At 56.0% G+C, this 20792-nt stretch carries 10 protein-coding genes and 1 pseudogene; 4 read left to right on the top strand and 7 right to left on the bottom strand.

What is annotated here, in order from left to right:
• The first annotated feature begins 2 nt into the window (after positions 1-2).
• Positions 3-1619, top strand: a complete 1617-nt coding sequence (locus HDF14_RS07445; protein WP_183975079.1) for a tetratricopeptide repeat protein — start codon at positions 3-5, stop codon at positions 1617-1619.
• Positions 1620-2013: 394 nt separating this feature from the next.
• On the opposite strand, the gene HDF14_RS07450 is transcribed toward HDF14_RS07445, so the two are convergent.
• The 3 genes from HDF14_RS07450 to HDF14_RS07460 form a co-directional block, all read right to left on the bottom strand.
• On the bottom strand, positions 2014-4080 hold the full coding sequence (locus HDF14_RS07450) for a beta-galactosidase (protein WP_183975081.1): 2067 nt from the start codon (positions 4078-4080) through the stop codon (positions 2014-2016).
• 59 nt (positions 4081-4139) lie between these two features.
• The gene (gene xylA / locus HDF14_RS07455; protein WP_183975084.1) at positions 4140-5456 is read right to left on the bottom strand and encodes a xylose isomerase; all 1317 of its coding nucleotides are present in this window, start codon (positions 5454-5456) and stop codon (positions 4140-4142) included.
• A gap of 282 nt (positions 5457-5738) precedes the next feature.
• On the bottom strand, positions 5739-9413 hold the full coding sequence (locus HDF14_RS07460; RefSeq protein ID WP_183975086.1) for a carboxypeptidase-like regulatory domain-containing protein: 3675 nt from the start codon (positions 9411-9413) through the stop codon (positions 5739-5741).
• Between the two features lie 612 nt (positions 9414-10025).
• Between HDF14_RS07460 and HDF14_RS07465 the strand changes: the two genes are divergently transcribed.
• On the top strand, positions 10026-10859 hold the full coding sequence (locus tag HDF14_RS07465; RefSeq protein ID WP_183975088.1) for a tetratricopeptide repeat protein: 834 nt from the start codon (positions 10026-10028) through the stop codon (positions 10857-10859).
• A gap of 121 nt (positions 10860-10980) precedes the next feature.
• Here HDF14_RS07465 and HDF14_RS07470 read toward each other — a convergent pair whose 3' ends face one another.
• From HDF14_RS07470 to HDF14_RS07485, 4 genes are all read right to left on the bottom strand, one after another.
• Positions 10981-13236, bottom strand: a complete 2256-nt coding sequence (locus HDF14_RS07470; protein ID WP_183975090.1) for a tetratricopeptide repeat protein — start codon at positions 13234-13236, stop codon at positions 10981-10983.
• Positions 13237-13451: 215 nt separating this feature from the next.
• Positions 13452-15314: a CRTAC1 family protein gene (locus tag HDF14_RS07475; protein ID WP_260698099.1), complete on the bottom strand. Its 1863-nt coding sequence runs from the start codon at positions 15312-15314 to the stop codon at positions 13452-13454.
• Positions 15315-15490: 176 nt separating this feature from the next.
• Complete coding sequence (locus tag HDF14_RS07480) at positions 15491-17305, bottom strand: CRTAC1 family protein (protein ID WP_313899510.1); 1815 nt, start codon at positions 17303-17305, stop codon at positions 15491-15493.
• 103 nt (positions 17306-17408) lie between these two features.
• Positions 17409-19076: a cytochrome c3 family protein gene (locus HDF14_RS07485; RefSeq protein WP_183975092.1), complete on the bottom strand. Its 1668-nt coding sequence runs from the start codon at positions 19074-19076 to the stop codon at positions 17409-17411.
• A 154-nt stretch (positions 19077-19230) separates the two neighbouring features.
• Here HDF14_RS07485 and HDF14_RS07490 point away from each other — a divergent pair, with 154 nt between their 5' ends.
• Positions 19231-19707, top strand: a complete 477-nt coding sequence (locus tag HDF14_RS07490; protein ID WP_183975094.1) for a LacI family DNA-binding transcriptional regulator — start codon at positions 19231-19233, stop codon at positions 19705-19707.
• 695 nt (positions 19708-20402) lie between these two features.
• A pseudogene (locus HDF14_RS27155) lies at positions 20403-20769 on the top strand (L-rhamnose mutarotase).
• The last annotated feature ends 23 nt before the right edge of the window (positions 20770-20792 follow it).

Genomic DNA, 20792 nt, shown 5'->3' on the forward strand with positions numbered 1-20792 from the left:
CTTTGCCGAGCCGATTGGCCTTGGGCCGCTGCGTGCTTCCCGTGCTTCTACTGTTGAGCCTCAACGAGGTAAGCGCGCAGACATCCGGCAGCATCTCCGGTTCCGTACGAGATTCGAGTGGTTCTATGCTGCCCGGCATTTCGTTGACACTTTCCGAAAGCGGGTCCGCCACCTCTTCGATCCATACCACCACTGATAAACTCGGCGCGTTCCACTTCGATCATATTGCGCTGGGCAGCTATCGACTCTCAACCGATCAGCCTGGAGACACCATTGCTCTGAATACACCGGTCGTACTGTCGGCCGAGACTCCTGCACTGCATCGCGACCTCACCCTTACCAGCGCGAGCGATTCCCCGAAAAAGCCGCCGCCGGCACTGCAACTGCAAGCCGCGGGGATTCGTGGCTATATCGATCCCGGGGGGTACTCGGCGCCCGCGGGCGCAGCGGCGGCCTCCAAACTCATTCAAGGCGCAGCCGATCTCAACCGCCCAAGCAATGACGCAGACCAGGATATTGATGCTGCGTGTTCGCATGAGACCACGTTACTTAAGGCCGTTTTAGATCGCCCTAACAATACCGCCGTCCATCGGCGACTCGGCCAGTATTACCTCGCCCAGCATCAGTCGGAGAAGGCTCTCGCGGAGCTCCAGCGTGCACGGATACTGGACGAGCACGATCCGGAGACACTCGTATCTCTTGCAGTAACTCTGCTACAAATGAGGCAGTTTGCAAAGGCGCACGATCTACTTGTGGCGAATGCATCAGGCGCGGATCAGGCGGAGATCCATCGCCTGTTGGCTCGTTCCGATGAGGGAGTGGGCGCCTTTCAGCAAGCCTCTCTTGAATATCAAGCTGCTGCCGCTCTTGAACCGACCGAAGCAGATTTCTACGGTGCAGGATATGAGCTCATCCTGGCCGGGTCTGCCGCTGCTGCCGTGAAGGTCTTCGATGCGGGGACCGCGCGCTATCCGGGATCTATCACGCTCCTTCTGGGCATGGGAACGGCAGACTTTCTGTTGGGCCAGAGCGCCGAGGCGACGCGCATCTTCCTGCGCTGCGCTACCCTCCATCCTGACGATTCACGGCTCTACCCGTTCTTGTCAGCGAGTTTCACCATATCGGGCACAGATCCGGATGCTGTCGAGTCCACTTTTGCCCGCTACTATCAGCTCCACCCGCAGGATGCCAACGCTGCGTACTTCTACGCGCTGATGCTTGTGCACAGGAACTCAGCCGACACCAATAGAGCTTCCGTCGATGCTGAAACTCTCTTCAAGCGGGCGATTCGACTAGAGCCCCTCTTTGCCAAGGCTCATCTTCAACTCGGCAACGTCTATTTGGATGCCCGTGATTACACCCGTGCAGCCGAAGAATTTGCGACGGCACTTCGTCTTGATCCCGGACTTTGGGAGACGCGCTACAAGCTTTCGGCAGCCTACAAACGAACTGGACAGCCCGCGCTCGCGGATCAGCAAATGCGATTATTTCTTGCGAAGAAAAGCCAGAATGCCTCGGAAGATCAAGCTTCTGGGCCACAACTAGAGGAGTTCCTCTCGGTGTTCGCAAAGCCGAACCCCAAACCTAACCCGAACGCCGCATGCGCGGTGCGAAACTAAACACTGTGGGCTCGATGCAACAAACGGGCGAGCGTGCACCGACTACGCAGTTGCTAATTGAACGCTTGCACGCGGCTGCGTAGTCACACCTAAAGATCACCGACATCTCAGGCCGTTTGATCATGAGTATGGCTGCGAGCGTCATAGGAAGACTGCCATCGGTGGTCATAGATCTCAAACCGGCGAGCGCGTAGGAAGCAATTCGCCGCTGCGCGACAGACGGCCAAACCAAGCTCCGCAATGAAGCCCCGAAGGAACAGCCAGCACGCTTAAAGATGGAAGGCGTTAGTTTCGCGGAAAGCATGTTGACATGGGCAGCATCGAGCTGAAGCTGAACAACATCATGACCTCGCCACATCGTTCCACCTTCGCGAAGCCAGACAATGCGATCCTCCTAGTTACCATCGGCTGCGTCCTGAAGCACTACGACGCCAAACCGCGAAAGTGAAACGCTTGTTGTGTCCCCACCCTTGAGCACATCGTGCATTGAATGTGGCAGCTTGACGCGTATCTCAGACCCATAGTTCGTCAGAATGAGAATCCGCGATTTTTCGTTCGACCGTATCGCCACATCCACGTCTTCCGGCATCTCAGGCAAGACTCTCGGGAGGCCGCTCACCTTGAGCATCCACTCCGCAGCACGTCTCATTGCAGCCGTATCAAGCTCTGTGCCAATGTAAGTTATCGTTCCCCGCCCAACTTTGCGTGTCACAGCCGCGGGCTGTCCGTCTAACCAGCCGTTGCTCGTTCCATAACTCATCAGAACCTGCGTCGCCTGATCCGTTATGTCAAGCTGTTCGGCCCACGTCGTATCCTGTGCATCTCCCCACATGCCGCTTACCGGCACAGGTTGATCCAGTGCGTAAAACTGCTCAACCCTCGCTCCCAGCATTGCGGCGAGTGGTCCCGGCTGCCGTTCTGGAAAGAGACTGTTGTCTTCGTCCTTCATGGCACTCCGCTGCCCCAGCACAAGATTGCCGCCTGTACGAACGTAAGCCTCCAAATTCCGTGCGGCCTCAGGAGTCAATACGTTCAACGCCGGAGCTACAACCAACTTGTACTGGGTCAGCGGCGCAGTATCCGCGACCACGTCGACCGAGCCAGCAAGTTTATGCAGCGGAGCGTAGTAGCTCAAGAGAGCATCCACCGGATCAAATGCTTTATTGTGCTTCTGCCAGTTGATGGCCCATCGACTAGAGTAGTCCTGCAGCACCGCAACCTCGGACCTCACGGTCGTTCCAGCCAGCGCTGAAGCAGCTTTCTCGAACTCTGCCCCAATCTGCTTCACCTCACCGTATAGCGGGACGGGTGTCCCATCGGCTCCGACCAGCGTACCGTGGTACTGCTCCTGTCCGTTCAGCGCGCTCCGCCACTGCCAGTACTCCACTGCCTCCGAGCCATGGCCAATCGCATTCCACGCCATCGCCCGAACCTCGCCCTTATCGAGAGCATTGTTGTCCGTCTGCCAGTTCACAAAGCCCGGCTGCGTCTCCATCACCCAGAAGTTCTTGCGCAAGAATCCGCGGGTCAAATCGTGTGTCGCGCCATTGCGCACCGGGTCCAAGTGACCCGTCCCCACATAATCGTCCCATGAGGCAAAGTCTAAATCCTGCGCCACGGTGTAGTGATCGTATGCGTCAAACCATCCCATCATGTTTGTAGTGATCATCTGTCGAGGGTCAGCATGCGCGCGAATCGCATCCAGCTGGTTTTTCTGATAACTCCGCCAAGTGTCGGAGACGAATTCTTTCCAGTTCAGCATCAGACCAGGGTTGCCCCCATGTTCTGCGATCGGAATCTGATTCCACTCCTGGTAGGTCTCACTCCAATAAGCGGTGGCCCACCGCGCATTTAGATTCTCAAGCGTCCCATACTTGGCATGAAGCCAGCTTTGAAATTGTGCCTGGGTAGTGTCTCCATAGCTCTCATTGGCGTATTCGTTGTCAATCTGCCAGCCGATCACATTCGCGTCATGACCGAACGCCTCGGCCATCTTTTCCGCGATCCTCCGACTCAGTTCGCGATACTTGGGGTCGCTCCAATCGAACTGTTGGCGATTTCCGTGCCCGTCCTTCCTTCCGTTTTCCATGGTACGCAGAGTCTCAGGATACTTCTGCGTCAGCCAAGCTGGCGGTGCGGCAGATGGCGTGCCCATCACAACCGCGATGTGATGCCTCTCCGCTGCACGCACGGCGTGCTCGAGCCATTCCAGATGAAACTCGCCCTCATGGGGCTCGATGGTGCTCCAGGCAAACTCGCCCACCCGTACAAAATTTATGTGTGCTTGTTCCATCAAGGAGAGGTCTGCGTCCCATCTGCTCTCCGGCCACTGCTCGGGATACCACGCCGCTCCAAGCCCCAGTGCAGAGCGCCGCGAATCGGTGGGCAATGCTACCTGAGCATGGACACTCAAGGCCAATAGAACAAATGCAGATCGCGCAACCCAAGACCGCAAAATCATCGAAACTCCCTCATTCGATTGCCACCGGTATTCGCTGTTCGATGCTGCCCGCGTCTCGACTACAGGTGACGGTTGATCAGATTTTCCAATTGTTCCTGCCGCCCTGATCGTGGCTGGGGATTGATGTTGCGTTCTTCGCTTCGGGCAGCGATTGCCTCCGGCGGCTCCTTGCCCGCAAGCATTGCCTTGTTCTCCGGCAGATTCCAGCCTGCATAGCGTTCGTCCACAATGTCGGCCAAACGTCCTTCCTCATGGATTTTCGCAGCGATCAGGAACGCACGAGCACACATATCCACTCCGCCGATGTGCGCATGAAGCAGATCCTCCGGCTCCGTTGACTGTCGTCGGACTTTCGCGTCGAAGTTCATTCCTCCCCGGCCGAGCCCCCCAGCCTGGATCACGTGATACATCGCAAGGGTCATCGAGTATAGATCTGTCGGAAACTGATCCGTGTCCCAACCAAGCAACGGGTCGCCGCGGTTAATATCGAGCGAACCGAGAATGCCCAGGTCAGCTGCCGTGGCAATTTCATGCTCGAAGGTGTGTCCGGCCAGCAATGCATGATTAGCCTCGAGATTCACTTTCACCTCGTTCTCCAAGCCAAACCTCTTTAGAAACCCAAATACCGTCGCCGTATCGAAGTCGTATTGATGTACGGTCGGCTCCTTCGGCTTGGGTTCAAGAAGTATCTGACCGCTGAATCCAATCTTGTGTTTGTACTCCACCACCAAGGTGAGCATGCGGCCCATCTGCTCCAGCTCGCGCTTCAGGCTGGTGTTCAACAGCGTCTCGTAGCCCTCACGACCGCCCCACAGTACATAGTTTTCGCCGCCGAGCTTCTTCGTTACATCCATGCAATGTTTAATGGTCGTTGCAGAATAAGCAAAGACTTCTGGGTCCGGGTTGGTCGCGGCGCCTGACATAAATCGCGGATGGCTGAACAGGTTCGCCGTACCCCACAGCAACCGCGTCTTTGACGACTCCATCTTCTTCGCCAGGTAATCCGACATGGTGTGAAGATTGGTAATTGACTCACGCAGGGTTTCGCCGTCGGGAGTGATGTCGCGGTCATGGAACGTGTAGAAGGGAAGATCAAGAACACGAAAAAGATCGAATGCAGCATCGGCCTTATCCTGGGCTGCCTGCATCGCATCGGTTCGGTTCATCCAGGGGCGATTAATTGTCGGCGCGCCGAACGGATCGCTACCATTCATCACCAAACTATGCCAATAAGCGACTGCGAATCGCAGATGCTCGCGGAGCGGCTTTCCCAACACTGTTCGATCCGCATCGTACCAGCGGTACGCTAGATCGGAGGTGCTCTCGGTTCCCTTATATTCCACTACTGGAAAGCTACTGAAAATTGATTGCCCCATCGATCTATCCCCCGGAAAAATGTATTTTGTGCGGAGTTTCACAGAAACTCAGTGGACCGAGTGTTCTGCTGGCCGAAACCGAACAGTGTAGAAACCGCCGAAGAGAGGCACTAGAACGCCCCTCCAGAGTGTCGGCTGTAGGTTAGCGTCGCCGCACCGAAGTCCGGGCACTTCGTGCAATATGATGACCCGCAATCAGTGATCTCCGGCCCGTAGCCGGACCTGATTAGAGCTTGGGAACAGGATATTTCTTTGCTCCCCAGGCTAATTTTCTTTCGACAGTTAAAACTCCGCGCGGAAGGTGAGTTGAAGCGAACGCGGGCTATTGGCAGTGCTGCCGACGGTCCCGAAGCCAGCATCGTGCGGGTTGTTGTCTGGATTGCCGAAAACGTGGCGGTTGAAGGCGTTGAAGGCTTCGGCACGGAACTGGAACGCTACGCGTTCGGTGATGCGAGTCCGCTTGATCAAGCCGAAGTCTTCTTCGAGATAGCCGAAGGAGCGATCGTCGGACTCGTACGCGGGCTTGTCGCCAAAGGCATAGGAGCTGGTTCTGGTGACGTTGGCGTTGGGATCGCTTACGCCGGCAGGGTTGTACCAGAGGTTCGAACCGGGTAGTGCAGGGTTGAACGATCCGTTCCTCCTGGCGCTTGAACGCAGATTTTGGCCGGGCACGAAATTGTAGCGGATGCAGTTGTCGAAACCGGGGATACTGGTTGCGCAGCCGAAGCCGAGGGGTTGGCCGCTTTGGTAGCGCTGGATGCCGCTTATGGACCAGCCGCCGATGACACGGTCGAGCACGCCGCCACTATTGCTCAGGAACATCTTGTTTTTGCCGAAGGGCAGGTCGTAGATGTAGCTAACGACGAAGATCTGCGGCGTATCCTGCGGGGAGATGGCCTTTTCTGCTTTTAGGTTAAGTGGGTTCTGAATGCTGGCGGTGTATGAGCCTCCGAGGCTGCCACCGATGATGTTACCAGTGTCGGTAAGAATCTTGGACCAGGTGTAGGAGGCAAGGAGGTTGAGTCCGTTGTGATAGCGGCGTTCCAGCTTAGCCGTCAGCGCGTTGTAGGACAGCTGGCCGTGGTTTTCGCCATAAGCACCGGTGTTAACAAGGTGATATTGAGGGAAGGGTCTGAGAGCTTGTGCGACGGTTCCCTGAAAGCCAGCGTAAGGAGCGGAGACTCCGTCGACCGGCGTATCGGAGCCCGTGAAGGGATCGCTGAGCTGGGAGCCGAGGGCGAAGTTCTGCTGCGGAATATTGTTGAGGTACAGCAGGTTGGAGCCGAGGTGAACGCCCCGCTCACCGAGATAGCCAAGGGTAAGAATCAGGTCGGTTGCGAACTGTTGTTGAACGGTTGCGGTCCAGGTCTGGTCGTAGCCAGGTTTGCCGAAGTCGCGGCGGGTGTAGTTGACGTTTTGACCGTTCAACTGACTACGGTCAAAGCTGGGGTTGGTGGGTATGTTTGGTACGCCGAAGGCTCCTGGGTTGGCGATACCGGGACTGTTGAGCGAAGCGGGATCGAGCAGCTCGCCGGCGGTGAAAGGGTTCGCGTTATTGTTGATCTGGCTGATGGAGGAATAGCCAGCAGGCACTCCGCCATAGATCTGTTGCCATTGGAGGATCGGAGCATTGAGACCGCTGTAGGCGGCGGAGAAGACTGTCTTATGATCGAGCGAGCTTGGAGACCAGGTAATACCTACGCGTGGCTCGATGTTTTTGTAATAGACGTTGGAGTAGCGGGAGCTGAAGCCGTCTTTGCCGGCGCCGCTGCCGGCGAACTCCAGCGCACCTGGAGTATTAGTGCCGGCGGCTCCTGTGTTGATGATGTCGGGATTGAACTGCGACCCAAAGTTATGAAGCTCTTTGAATGGAAGGTCAACGTCGTAGCGAAGACCGAGGGATAGGTTGAGGTCCTTGGTGACTTTGAACTCGTCCTGAAGGTAGGCAGCGCTGTATTGGCCGACGTTCCGGATGGTGACGAAGTTCTGCTTGACTGTGGCCTGAGCGACCTGACCGAGGAGGAAGCTGGCGAAGCCGTCTCCGCTGTTGGCGGTGGTAGTGGCGGTTCCGGCTGTCTGTGCGCGGCTGAAGACAAAGCTACCGCTATCGACGCTAACGAAGCTCGAGATGGAGACCGCATAACGGTATTCGCCACCGATGGTGAGGTTATGCTTGCCTTTGGTGAGGGAGATGGCATCGCTGACGTAATAGGAGTTGTCGGAGATCTTTGAGTTGAATCCGTTGTTGTTTGGATCAACATAGTCGCCGAGATTCACCCGACTGCTTTCATTGCCGGTGACGCCATTGAGGATGATGCCGGGAAAGTAATTTCCAGTGCCTCCTGGAAGTCCGACGAGTTGAGAGTAGTCTTTACCCTGCGATGGCGTGATGAAGCCTTCCTTATTGAGCACTCGTGTGAAGGCGATGAGGGCGTGATTTAGGAGGGTTGGCGAGAAAATGTGATCGTATCCGACGCGCACCAGGTGAGTAGGAAGATCCTGGGAAGTGAGGAACGAAGTAACCGGTAGCTGGAACTGCGGAAGATTGTTATTGTTCCGAACGTTGTCACGGACGTTGTATGAGACAAACACTTTGTTGTTCTGTCCGAAAGCCTGATCGATGCGAATGGATTCCGCAGTGCTGATGATGGGGTAGGTTCCGGCGAAGACAAAGTTATTGGTGAGGGCGTTGGAGGCTTGGGGGATATAGGCTGAGATGGCGGTTGCGACAGGGCTCAGCGGAGAGGTGATGATGTTGTTCGGATAAGCGGTGCGGCACTGCTGGCCATTGACGGTCCGGGTAGTGGCCGGGTTGAATACCTGTCCGGCGAGGATGGGAGTTCCGTCGCATGGATTAATGATCTGGTTGTTGTTGGCATCGAGGACGGGGGCGCCGAGATTGCCGGAGAAGTCGCCTTTGAGGTTCGCCGGGGTCGGGAGAGTGATGAGATTCGAATAGCCCTGGGTTTGACGGAACTGTTCCCACGCGAAAAAGAAGAAGGTCTTGTCGGTTCCGTTGTAAAGATGTGGAATGCGCACTGGGCCGCCGAGAGCGACGCCGTAGTTGTTCTTGTTGTCGGGCGGTGTACCGTTGCTGGAGTTGGAGCCATTCTGACCCTTGTTCAAATTGTTGAACCAGGTGTTGGCGTCGAGGGCGGTATTGCGATAAATCTCAAAGGCAGTGCCGTGATAATCGTTGGTGCCGGATTTCGAGGCATAGCTCTGGATACCGCCCGTGGTTCTGCCATACTGCGCCGGGATGCCGCCGATGAGAACCTTGAACTCACCTGTGGCTTCGACGGAGGGAAGGATCTCGTTGGCGAATCCATCGCCGAAGCTTTCTACCTGTAGGCTGGCGCCATCGAAGAGGATTTCGCTGCCGAACGCTTGGCCGCCGGAGACGCCACCCTCAAAGGTGCCCCCACTGGTTCCTGTGCCGTAGGTCGCTGGGGTGAGAAAGACAAAGTCCTGCGAATTGCGGATGGCGGAGCCGTTGGTGGATAGAGGCAAATCCAGAACCTGCTTAGGGGAGACTACTGTTCCAACGTCGGCGCTTTCGGTTTGGACCTGGGGTGCGTCAGCGTTGACCGTCACTGTCTCGGTTTCCGAACCGACGGGCAACACCACGTCGAGCGTGGTCGTGGACTGGATTTGCACGGTGACGTTGGTCTTCTCGAGCTTGCGAAAGCCCCTCGCTGTAATCGTGACGTTGTAGTTGCCGATCTGGAGGGAGGGGAAGTGATAATCCCCGGCGGAGCTACTCACGGTGGTGGCCGACTGCCCGGTGGCGAGATTGCGTGCCACAATGGCCGCTCCGGAAACGGTTGCCCCACTGGAGTCTGTGACAAGCCCCGAGATCGCGCCCTGGTTGGACTGTGCTCGCGCGTAACCGGTGATGAGCAGGAGACAAACGCTCAGCAGACCGAAGGGAGCTATAAGTTTCTTTGTGGTTCGCATTTCTTGTGGACCTCCAAAATTGGCACTGCTTTGTGGGCCTATGCGTCGTGGACCTAGTCGACCTATCCATCCTGTAGCCCGACGCTTATCGAATTTCGAATGGAAATATTGTGTTTGAGTAAAGGCTTACTCAGTTTTTCCAAACGCCGTCATCCTATTAGGTTCAAATCGGAGATGTCAATGAAGGAATTTATTTTTTTCACGTTCTTTAAGGCTGATTGATCGAATTTATGTGCAAATCGAGCTTCAACCTAGACGGTTGGGTGATGGTGCTAACCGACTGTATCTATAATGTTCGGGATGAAATCGCATGGAATCTTTCGGTGCACGTTCGTTCGCTTTCAGACCTTTTCAGAAAATCTTTACTCACAAGCCTCGACAACTAAGATGATGCTGGAGCATGCCCTTTCGAAGATCTTCGTTGATACAAAAGGTCCCTGGTTGAGATGGATTAGGTCCCTCGCTTTTCTGTCGCTGACGATTTCGGCCGTGGGTCAATCGCCGCCGATGCGGATGGGCTTGGTTGAGTTAAATGGATTTTTAGGTTCTTGGGTGTTGCATGGAGATCTTTTTGATCAAACCAGCGGAACGGTGGCTAGAGCGGAGGATTCGTTGCAGCAAGCACGGGGTCAAATAAAACGGTCTGAGTTCGCTGCTGCAGAGCAAGTCCTGCGGACGTTTTTGCAGCGTGAGCCTACTTCCGCCGATGGGCTTTATTTGCTGGGCGAGGTGTTGATGCGCAGAGATCAGCCGAAGGATTCGTTGCGGGTTTTCACCGAGGCTGCTGCAGAACGCCGGCCTACGGGCGAAGAGTTGCGCCTGGTTGGGCTGGATTACGTTCTGCTGCAGGACTTCGCCGACGCAATTCGGTGGCTGAAGCAGGCGACGGATCTCTCTCCGGACGATGCGGATACCTGGTACAGCCTGGGACGCGCGCAGTACAGCAATGGAGATTACGGCGGAGCTGAGACGTCCTTCCGGAGGGTGCTTACCTTGGATAGCCGCAGCGTAAAGGCGGAAAACAACCTGGGGCTTACACTTGCGTCTCAGAATCAGCCGGATAAAGCGATGGAGGAGTACCGTAAGGCCGAAGCACTGCAGCAGGGCTCGGCGTCACAGAGCGAACAACCGCTACTTAATCTTGGGTTGTTGCTACTGGATCGAAATCAGCCTCAGGAGGCCGCTGAAAAACTAGCGCGGGCAGCCGCGATTGCTCCGTCGTGTGCGCAGTGTCAAGAGGCGCTTGGCCAGGCTTTGCTGGCTCTCAACAGGCTGCCGGAGGCGGAAGAGGCGATGGAGAAAGCGGTCGCGCTGGAACCGAAGAATCCGCGGTTCCACTATGTACTGGGACGCGCGTACAAGCAGAGCGGCAAGGTGGAAAAGAGCAGAATCGAACTTCAGAAGAGCGCAGAGCTATATGGTTCGCATTCCACTCCGGCGCGATAGGAGACAAGTGGGTTGGTTTGATGCGCTGGCGGCGACTGAATCGGATCTATTAGGTGGGGCTTTGGGACGTCCTCGCCCGGGTCAGTTGAGGGTGGCGTTCTGTTTGATTTACGGGCAAGTTTTAGAAGCTGCCGCCGCTCATCGAGCTGGAAGTGGGAGCGACGGTCTGCGGTGGATGTAATGGCGGTTTGAATGGCATGTCCAATTCATGGGTATGCCATATGACGCTTTCATTTGCGATTTCAATGTGCTGGCGAAGGTACTCAAGTGCATAGGTGCTGGCGGTGGGGTCGTCCTTCTGGTCGGCGAAGATCGCGGCCTGTTGCTGGGCCTTGTCTTTCAGGCCCAGACGGCGGTAGAGGATTGAAAGGTTGTAGTGCGCGGCGAGGTCATCAGGATCGATCGTTTGAACCTTCTCGTACTCTGTGCGGGCGAGGTCATACTGATGCAGCTGGTAATAGGAGAAGCCAAGTTCGCGGTGGGCGTCGCGTGACTCTGGGAAGCTGGTGGCGACTTTCTGAAGGTCGGCGATGGCCTCGCTCATATTGCCCAGATTGCGCTCGACGAGAGCTTGATAGTAAAGGGCGCGGGCGCTGCCGGGAGCAAGCGTGAGAGCCTTCTGCAGATTGGGTCTAGCTTCGTCGTACTTTTCCCATTGAATTTGGACGATAGCGATGTTGGTGTAGACGTCGGCGTAGTCAGGGCGGAGCTTGGCAACGTGCTGGAAGGCGTGAGCCGAAGCGGCGTACTGCTGCGCGTCTAGCATTGCGATGCCGTAGTTGTTCCACCGCATCCATTCCTTGTTTTCAGCATCGCCGGGAGCGATTGGCCTGTTCTCCCCGACGACGAGAGTGCGGGTCTCAGCGGACATATCAACGATAGGTTGCTCATAGTGCTTATTCATGCCGAAGTCGATGAAGTGCTGATCGAAGCGCCTGTATTTGACGGTCGCCGTTATCGTGATAGGGCCGGCGGACGCGGGCGGCATAACGAACGAGTAACGCACGAGCTGCGAACGGCCGGACTGGATCGTGTTGTTGTAGGCGACGACGCGGTTTGTCCAGACCTGATGCAGATCGTTGAGGCCGCCTTTGACGTTGACGAGGCGGTTGGTGAAGCTGTGAGCACGCTCGTCTAGATTGCCGTCCGGCTTGATAAAGCCGCTTTGATGAAGAATCCTGCCTGAGGCCTCCTTGACCAGAAACTCGACCCAGGACTCGTACATGTCGCGCTGCTCGGGTACGTGACTGTGAGCTATGCCCTTGTTCTGGATGACGACGTCTGCCGTGATGGTCTCACCTGGAGCGATAGTGAATGGGGTGACACCGAGCGGTGCGACGAGCTCCTTCTCCGAGGCGCTGTCGACCATTTCGCCATGTTCCAACGCAAAAATGTCGACGTTGAAGACGCTGTTCTGCAAGAACTGAACGATGCGTGTAGCCTGCTCATCGAAGCCGTAAATTTTGGGAATAAGCGTGTTGGCCCCGAGCCAGCGATGCGATGCGAGCTGACCCTCCTTGGCTCCTGAGTCGGTGAGCGTCAGCGTCTCGCGCTGCATGTGACAGGTCTGGCAAGAGGAGACAGAATCTTTGACGTAGAAAGGCAAAGGAGACTGCTTTGCGAAGGAGGAATTCTGCCACTCGTCGTAGAGAGAGATGGCGCGCTGCCACTTGTAATCGTTCAAAGTCCGGGGCAGCGCGGCTTTGTGGCAGGTAGCGCAGAACGCAGAGGTGCGATAAAAGTCCTTCATGACGGCCTTGCTGTGGCGGTCGAGATGGGCAAGGATCTCGCCGTCAGACACCCTGCGTGTGACGGGTTGTCCGGCTTCGTCGACCAGCACGGCGGGAATGCCCATGACGTAGCTGCCCGTGCCGCGAGTGTCGATGGCCTGTATGGAATGGCAAACCGTGCAGGTTACGCCGTCCTGATCGTAGGGGCGCTTCTTCGGTCCTGCCTGCGTCACAGCACCTGAAACGAGCGCGATTGGATCATGGCAGCCTTCGCAGTGCCGGGAGAACTCGATACCTTTGGAGTCATTGAGGAGGGCGACGTTGCGGAGGTAGTAGGGAACGCGGTTGGCGTTCGAGTGAGCAGATTCGCGCCACTGTTTGTGACTTTCCTGATGGCAATGGCCACAGTAATCGGCGGTGGGAAAGAGTCTGGGGTCCAGGAACTCGCCGTTGACCGTGGTCGCATTTGACGGCAGAAACGGTAGCTCTTTTCCATAGCGATAGTTGTACTTTTCGCTGACCTTTTCCGAATAAGCACGGCGAGTAGCCGCGTCCTCCTCGACTTCGCCGCCTGCTTTTACTGCCTGCAGGTGAAGAGAAGCGGACGCCAAAACGCAGAAGCCCGCAACGAGGGCGAACCATCCCATGCACTTTCGAGCCGAGTTCGTTTTGTCAGGTATCACCGGTCGTTCATCCATCTTTATATGATCAGACGTTTTCCAGAAAATCGACCGCGGAAAAGCATTTCCGAGTCTGCTTCGCAAAGCAAAATGTCGGACCGAGAAGAATGGTAGTCGTTTTGGCTACTCTGCGCCATATCTCGGCGCAGCTATCGTCAAGTCTGCTCCGGCGATAGCTACAGCTACTTGCTGGCGTGCTCGTGAGGGTTTTGGATTCCTTTCCCTTCAACGATGGTGAAGATACGGTCAACCCCAGGCGGCACAATCTCCTCTTTGGCTCCGCTAGGCCAATGGATCTCTATCTTATCAACGCGGGCGGCAGAACCGATGCCGAAATGCGGACGCGGGTCGGACGACGAGGCATAGCTGGCTCCGCTAAATACATCTTCACGTTGACGTATACCTCCTGCGGTCAAATAGATGGTTGCGCCGGTGGAGTCCCTAGGGCTTTTTGGGCCGCCGACCAGGCGAAGCGCGATCCAGTGGTTGTGCTGCTCGGCGACATTCTGCATGAGTGCGGGAACCGAGTCGATGTTGTTGATCACCGCATCGATTTTGCCGTCGTTGAAGATATCCCCGAACGCCATCCCGCGGGAGGTCATTACCTCAGCGAGGCCTGTACCTTCTACAGCTGGAACGAGATCGAACTTCGTGCCCTGCAGATTATGAAACAGCAGCGGCCGCTGTGCCCAGGTGGTGCCCCAGGAAGTTTTGTCCACACCGCGATAGACGTGGCCGTTCACGACGAACAGATCCTTCCAGCCGTCGTTGTCATAGTCGAAGAAGGCCGTTCCCCATCCGAGGAACGGAATGGAAATTTCACCAAGATTGGCTTCATAGCTGATATCTGTGAAGTTGCCGTCGCCATCGTTGCGGTAGAGCGGCTTGTAGTCGTCGGAGAAGGTGGTGTGGTAGAGATCCAGCAGGCCGTTGTTACGGTAGTCGCCAACTGCGATGCCCATGGAAGCCGTTTCGCGCCCCTCCTTGTTCAGGGCGTAACCGGAGGCATAGCTGATGTCCTCGAAGGTTTCGTCTCCCTTGTTCAGATAGAGGTAATTCGGGGTAGAGTCGTTGGCGACGAGCAGGTCAGGGCGGCCGTCGTTGTTGATGTCTATAAACACGGCTCCGAGACCGTAGAAGGCCTGCGGATCACTAACCCCGGCTTTGACGCTGACATCGGTGAACGTACCGTCGCCGTTGTTGTGGAAGAGGTGGTCCCGTTCGCCGGGAAGTCCGCGTGGGCCGCACATCACCTTCTCACCGCGAAATTCACAGAAGCTGAGCGCCTTGCCGCCGGCGTCGAGTTGATCGCGGATGTCGTAGTGGACATAGCCTGCAACAAAGAGATCGAGACGGCCATCGCCGTCGTAGTCGCCCCATGTGACGCCGGTCGACCAGTTTCCAACTGTGACACCTGCCTTCTCGGCTACATCTGTAAAGGTGCCGTCATGATTGTTGTGATAGAGCCTGTTCTTGCCAAAGTTCGAGACGTAGAGATCGGGCCAACCATCGTTATCGTAGTCGCCGACGGCAACGCCGAAGCCCCATCGGTCGTTTTCTACACCTGCCTTCGCCGTGACATCGGTAAAAGTTCCATCGTGATTATTGTGGAAGAGAGCGGCGTGGGGCGCGCGCTCTTTACCAAGAAGCGCTTCGTCGGTGGAACCGTTGACAAGATAGATATCGAGCCAGCCGTCGTTGTCGTAGTCGAGCAAGGCGACGCCCGAGCCGACCGTATCGAGGATGTACTTCTTTTCTGGGGAACCCATTTTGTGACGCCAGGTGGTGAGTCCTGCCTTTACTGCGATGTCTTGAAAGACAATGGAGCCCGTCTTCACAAAACCGCCGGCCGTGATGGGGTGCCTTTCTGCGTCAAGGACTGCCGAATGCGCGACGCCGGTGCTGACGCCTCCCTTGGCGGGAGGTTGAGCTCCTTCCTGCTGCTTGGTGTCCTGGGTTTTCAAAGGACTTTGAGCAGAGGCGCCGGGATGTACCACAAGGGGGACTGCCAGAACCATGAACTGAATGACTCTTCGAAAAGTCATAAGCGGGGTTGCACTCTTCCTGAAGACTAAATCGCCAACGTGGGTCTTCGCGATTGCATTGCATGTGTCAGCGATCAAGATGATATAACCTTTTATAGAACCTGGGGCTGCTACTCTCCTGTACTGAATCGCGCTCTTTCCCAATGATTCTTGAACTGACGAACGCTCTTCGAAGACTAGCGCCTGGAGGACTTCGATGAACTGCTCTCCGCGGTCGATTGAAGAGGTTCATCCACCTGAAGAATTCGGTCGGACTTTACCTCACCTAACTTCTGAACGACACCACTGGGCCACCGAATTTCAATTTCCTTTGCGACTGTATCCGTTCCGAGGCCAAAGTGCGCGCGCTTATCGTTGGATGAGAGATAGCCCCCGGCGGTCGAGACGGTGACATATTGCGATCCTTTGGATGTTGTCAGCTTTATCTCTGCGCCGATGGCATCCCGGTTGCTGCGGTGGCCGACGAGGTGCAGCGTGAGCCAGTGGTTCTGCGTCGCCGTTTCATTATGCAGGAGGTGGGCGGCTCCGCCGTTTGTCGTGACGATTGCGTCGATGCGGCCGTCGTTGTCAAAATCGCCCACCGCCATTCCGCGACTGACCCAAGGCTGAGCGAAGACGCTTCCTGAAGCCTCGGACACATCGACAAAGCCGTGACCAGTGTTGCGGGCAAGAAGCATCGGCTCTTTGTAGTGAAGTTGCGGTGAAGTGAGTTCGATGGTGTCGAGATCATGTCCCTGGGCGATGAGTAGATCCTTGAGCCCGTCATTGTCGTAGTCGAGAAAGTGAAGGCTCCAGCCCGAGTGAAGGAGAGTGATGCGGCCAATACCTGACATGTAGGTGTCGTAAGTGAAGCTGCCGTCGCCATTGTTTTTGTAGAGGGCGTATCTCTGGTTGGCAAGATTGGTGATGACAAGGTCGGGAAGACCGTCGTTGTCGTAATCTTCAAAGTCGATGCCCATACCGGCGTAGGTGCGGCCCTCGCCGTCGACTGCGATCTCGGCGTTGAGCCCCATCTCCTCAAAGGTGCCATCTCCCTTGTTGCGGTAGAGGAACTCCAGCATAGAATCGTTCGCGACGGCAATATCGATCTTGCCGTCACGGTCAAAGTCGGCGAGTGCGATCCCAAGACCTTTGCCGGGGACAGAGAGGCCGATTTTTTGAGAAACCTCGGTGAAGTGGCCGTTTCCTTCATTGTGGTAGACCAGAGGAGCGATCGCGGGGAAGATGTCTGGATGGCAATAGGCGCGATAACCGTCGCGATGTTCGCCGCACCAGACGTCTTCAAAGTCCCATTTGACGTAGCGGAGGACGACGAGGTCGAGCAGGCCGTCGTTGTCGAGATCGATCCAGGCCGCACTGGTCGACCAGCCACTGCCACCTGTTCCGGAGCTCTCGGTGATATCGGTGAAGCTGCCGTTGCCGTTGTTGTGATATAGGCGATTGCCGCCATAGGCCGTCACGTAGAGATCTTCAAAGCCGTCATTGTCGAAGTCTCCCACTGCGACACCCATGCCGTAGCCGACGCCTTTGAGCCCAGAGCGCTCGGTGACATCGTCGAAGGTGCCGTCTTTTTTCTGGTGATAGAGGCGGTTCCAATGTTGGGGGCCGGACTTCTGCGGAATGGTGCCCTTTGCTGTTGGGTTGTCAAGGTGAGCTCCGTTGACGAAGAAGATGTCAAGAAGGCCATCATTGTCGTAATCGAAGAACGCGACGCCCGAGCCCATCGTCTCGAGCAAATACTTTGTCGAGGTGTGAGACGCGACGCCTTGAAATTGGGCGCCGCTGCTTTGGCTGATATCTACAAATTTGCCGGGTATCCCGGGCGGATCTTGTGTGACAACTTGAGGAGGAGGTGAGGTCTGCCCGAAGACAACAGATGCAATCGGGAAGCAGAGCGAAACCGCACTGCCGATGCACACGGATCGCGCAGCGAGAAGGATCGGGAATCGTGTTCTGAGTTTGCGGGCCTGAGATGAATCTGTTAACGACACTGTTCGCTCTTTCTGCTTCTTTAATGTGCGATTTCGATCTATTATCTCGATCTATTTCTTTGACGATTGGACAAGACTCGCCTGACAAAATCCCAGTCTTGGTCTACCTGTTTTCTTTCGCTTCGGGAGCAGGACACGACCGACTGCCGTCTTCCAACGCTGTGAGAGTATGGCGCACCTCCCCCATTCCAGGGCTATAGACCAGCACAGTTCTGAGCGTGTCTTCTGCGGCTTCTTTAGATCCAAGCATGCACTGCGCCTTGGCGAGATTCTGTCCGAGGGCGGGGATGTCAGCGTTTTGACGGAAGGCTCGCTGCCACGAATCTGCAGCCGCCTGGAGGTCACCCGCTCGGGCGAGGAGAGTCCCTAGATTCGTTGCGGCTGTCAGGTTCTCGGGATCCTTTTTCAAGACATCCTGGTAGTAGGTCTTGGCGTGAGCGTCATCCTGATTCAATTGGGCTATGATTCCGAGCGCGCGCAGCACTGCAGGGTCCTCGGGATCAGATTTTTCCGCCACACTGAGCATCTGCCATGCACGCGATCTTTCGGTAGTGAGTCCTTTAACCACAACGAGGTTGTAGTACGCCAGAGCGAGGTCGCGCGATTTGCTCGTGCTGGCTAGAATCGGAATCAGCTCCGGGGTCCGAGCCGGAACAGTTTCCAGATCGGGTTGGCCGGGGTGCTGTCGGATGCGGTGATCGGTCCATGCTACATGGGGGATGTTTTGCGCTCCGGTTTTAGGCATATGGCAACTGGTGCAGTCACGAGTTGCGACGTAGTGCTCGGCGACGTATTTGTCCTGAGCGTGACAAGTGAGACATTTGGCTCGATAGAAGTTGGTGCGCTCTTCAGCCGTTGGCGAAGCGTGAGGGTTGTGACAGGTCATGCACGACATGCCGGGCCCGCTCGCGATCCTGCACCTGCTGGACTGGAACTGCTCGATCTCGCTGACGGCGCGCTGGGTCGTGTTCTCGCCGGCATAGACGAAGTAGGACATGAAGTCGGTGAGATCTGCGCCCGGTCTGAAGTCGAGTACAGACCGGTCGCGGCGTTCGACACTTGTATCGCCTTCGAGATGACAGACACTGCAAATACTATCTCTCTTTGCAGGCGAAAGCGTGACGGGGTTGACGACAGCGGTGCGTCCGCTGGAGGCAACATGTTCGCGGCTATCCCCGTGGCAGCTCTCACAGGTTATGCCTACGTACTCGAAGGGCAGTCCGCGATAGAGATTGTCGGTTCCCTCTACCTGCTTGTTCACGCTGCTCATGTGGCAGCGCAGACAGCTTGGGTTAAGCGTGAGCGCTGCGGGGAGCTCCCGTGACCGCTGAAAGCCGGGCTTCATGGCATAGCCTTTGAGGTTTGCGTAGTACGCAATCGGACTTTCCAACAGGTATCCGTTCTTCGAATAGAGGTAGGTCAAACCGAGATGACCAGAGCCAAGGAAGTAATAAAGCCGCTCTTTGATTTTGATAGGAGGCGCCGTGGGAAGGGTATAGTCAAGTGTAGGGTGCGCCTGATTGCTTACTGTGTAAATGACGCCGGATGGAGCGTGCCGAAATGACCCTGGGGTGAGTCGTTCGCCGGCTAGTCCGCTCGCGTTGGCCATAGGTGTCTTGAGGTAAGTCTCGAATATCGTACGGTGACATTGGCTACAAACGGCATCGGCGTCGCGCACTGGTGTGGCGGCCTTGTCCTGCGGTAACCCACGCAGTGAGAAGACGGCAAGTAAGAAGAGCGGCAACGCCCGCAGCAATCTCCTTAGAAACATAAACTCACTTTCCATACAGAATGCTCGCCGAGTCTTCAAACTGCGCCTCATAAGCTGAACCACAGTTTGGGTAAAGCTTATCTCGACCTGAAAGCTAGAAGATGCAACGGTGTTTGTCAATAATGAGCAACGCTACGGGAGGCCAAAACGTATCTTGTATATTCACTACGTGGCTGTCCGAATTAAAGATGTTGGACAAAGTCTCGGTGTCTCGATCGTGACGGTCTCAAAAGCGCCTAAGAACCATCCCGATATTGCGAAGGCAACACGCGAACGAGTGATGGCGAAGATCAAAGAGCTCAACTACCGGCCGAACCCGATGGCTTGGTGCCTGGTAACTGGGCGCAGTTTTCTCGTTGGTCTCACCGTGGCGGACCTAATTCACCCCCTCTTCTCCGAGATCGCGAAATCGCTATCAAGTGCGCTGCTCAAGAAGGACTTCTTCCTGCTCGTAGCTTCCTCCGAGAGTGACGCTGTCCTCGAAGATGCCGAGATCGACCATATGCTGGCTCATCGGCTGGATGCCCTGGTGGTAGCCACGACACGGTCGCCCTCGGAGAACTGCGCAAGGTCAGCGAGAAGGGCCACCGCTGATCCTTCTCGACCGCGGCTTTCAGGATTTTCGCTCTAACTTCCTCGGATCGAATGACTACAAGGTTGGTGAGTTAGAAACGGAACATCTCATCGCCATCGGTCGCAGAAGATCGCCCACATCCGAGGTCCGGAGAACAGGGTAGGGAAGAGCCGTTTCGAGGGGTATAAGAGACTCTCGAGCGCCACAGGATTGCCCATCGATACTCGGTATGTGATCGCACCGCTCGGCTTCGGATGTAGATGGCTGGAGGTGAAAGGAGACGGCGAGTCTTCGAAGCGCTCCGTAACCCCGCGTGCAGAAAATCGAGTTACGCCAATCCATACCTGCCGCATTTGGTAGCGAGAAGACCCATGTCGCGGCCCTTCCAATGCCCGCTTAGTCGCTGCTCCTGCTGCGGGATCCCGAAGTGGGCGAAACGTCAAACAGATTAATGCCACAGTCAACTGAGTAGCGGACTCCACGCTCTCCAGTCGATGCACCAACTTTTCCGAACACATTCCGCAGCGTAGAAGCCCCAAAACCGAGCACTGAGACGCTCAGGCCGGTCGTTCCAAGATCACGATAGCGCAAAGGAGTCTCAGTCCCGAAAGGAGGTATTAGCGCGAAAAGCATAACATTTAGCGTTAACTATGTGCGCAACGCCGGAGGTTATCGCCGTCCTACAACGTGGTAAATCTAGAGTCTGACGGCTGGCAACTGCCCTCAGGTTTTTCCGAATAGAGGAGTGAATCATGAAACGCTTCTGTCTTACGTTGAGTCTTCGCCCTGACCCCGAACTCATTGCCGAATACATTGAGCATCACAGAATCGGCCGTCCGGAAATTCACAAGAGTATCCGCGATGCGGGCGTTCTAGATATTTCATTTGGAAGGAAGCCTCTTCATGATCATGGATACGACAAACGATTTCACGTTCGAGCGTAAGGCAGAGATGGACCGGCTTAATCCGGCAGTGCAGGCATGGGAGAGGCTGATGTCGAGCTATCAGAATGTCTCCTCCGAGTCAGACCCCAGCACACGCTGGAGGCAGATGGAGAGGATCTTCAAGCTGACACACACAACCGACCAACCCTCGCTTGTAGATCGCAGGGAATTTTGAACAGGAGAATCTGAACCTCATCC

Source organism: Tunturiibacter gelidiferens, from assembly GCF_014201335.1.
Classification (GTDB): Bacteria; Acidobacteriota; Terriglobia; order Terriglobales; family Acidobacteriaceae; genus Edaphobacter; species Edaphobacter lichenicola_E.

Excerpts from the sequence above, each read along its gene's own strand:
- HDF14_RS07450 (WP_183975081.1), bottom strand. The coding sequence starts at position 4,080 with ATGATTTTGCGGTCTTGGGTTGCGCGATCTGCATTTGTTCTATTGGCC.
- xylA (WP_183975084.1), bottom strand. The coding sequence starts at position 5,456 with ATGGGGCAATCAATTTTCAGTAGCTTTCCAGTAGTGGAATATAAGGGA.
- HDF14_RS07460 (WP_183975086.1), bottom strand. The coding sequence starts at position 9,413 with ATGCGAACCACAAAGAAACTTATAGCTCCCTTCGGTCTGCTGAGCGTT.
- HDF14_RS07470 (WP_183975090.1), bottom strand. The coding sequence starts at position 13,236 with ATGGGATGGTTCGCCCTCGTTGCGGGCTTCTGCGTTTTGGCGTCCGCT.
- HDF14_RS07475 (WP_260698099.1), bottom strand. The coding sequence starts at position 15,314 with ATGACTTTTCGAAGAGTCATTCAGTTCATGGTTCTGGCAGTCCCCCTT.
- HDF14_RS07485 (WP_183975092.1), bottom strand. The coding sequence starts at position 19,076 with ATGTTTCTAAGGAGATTGCTGCGGGCGTTGCCGCTCTTCTTACTTGCC.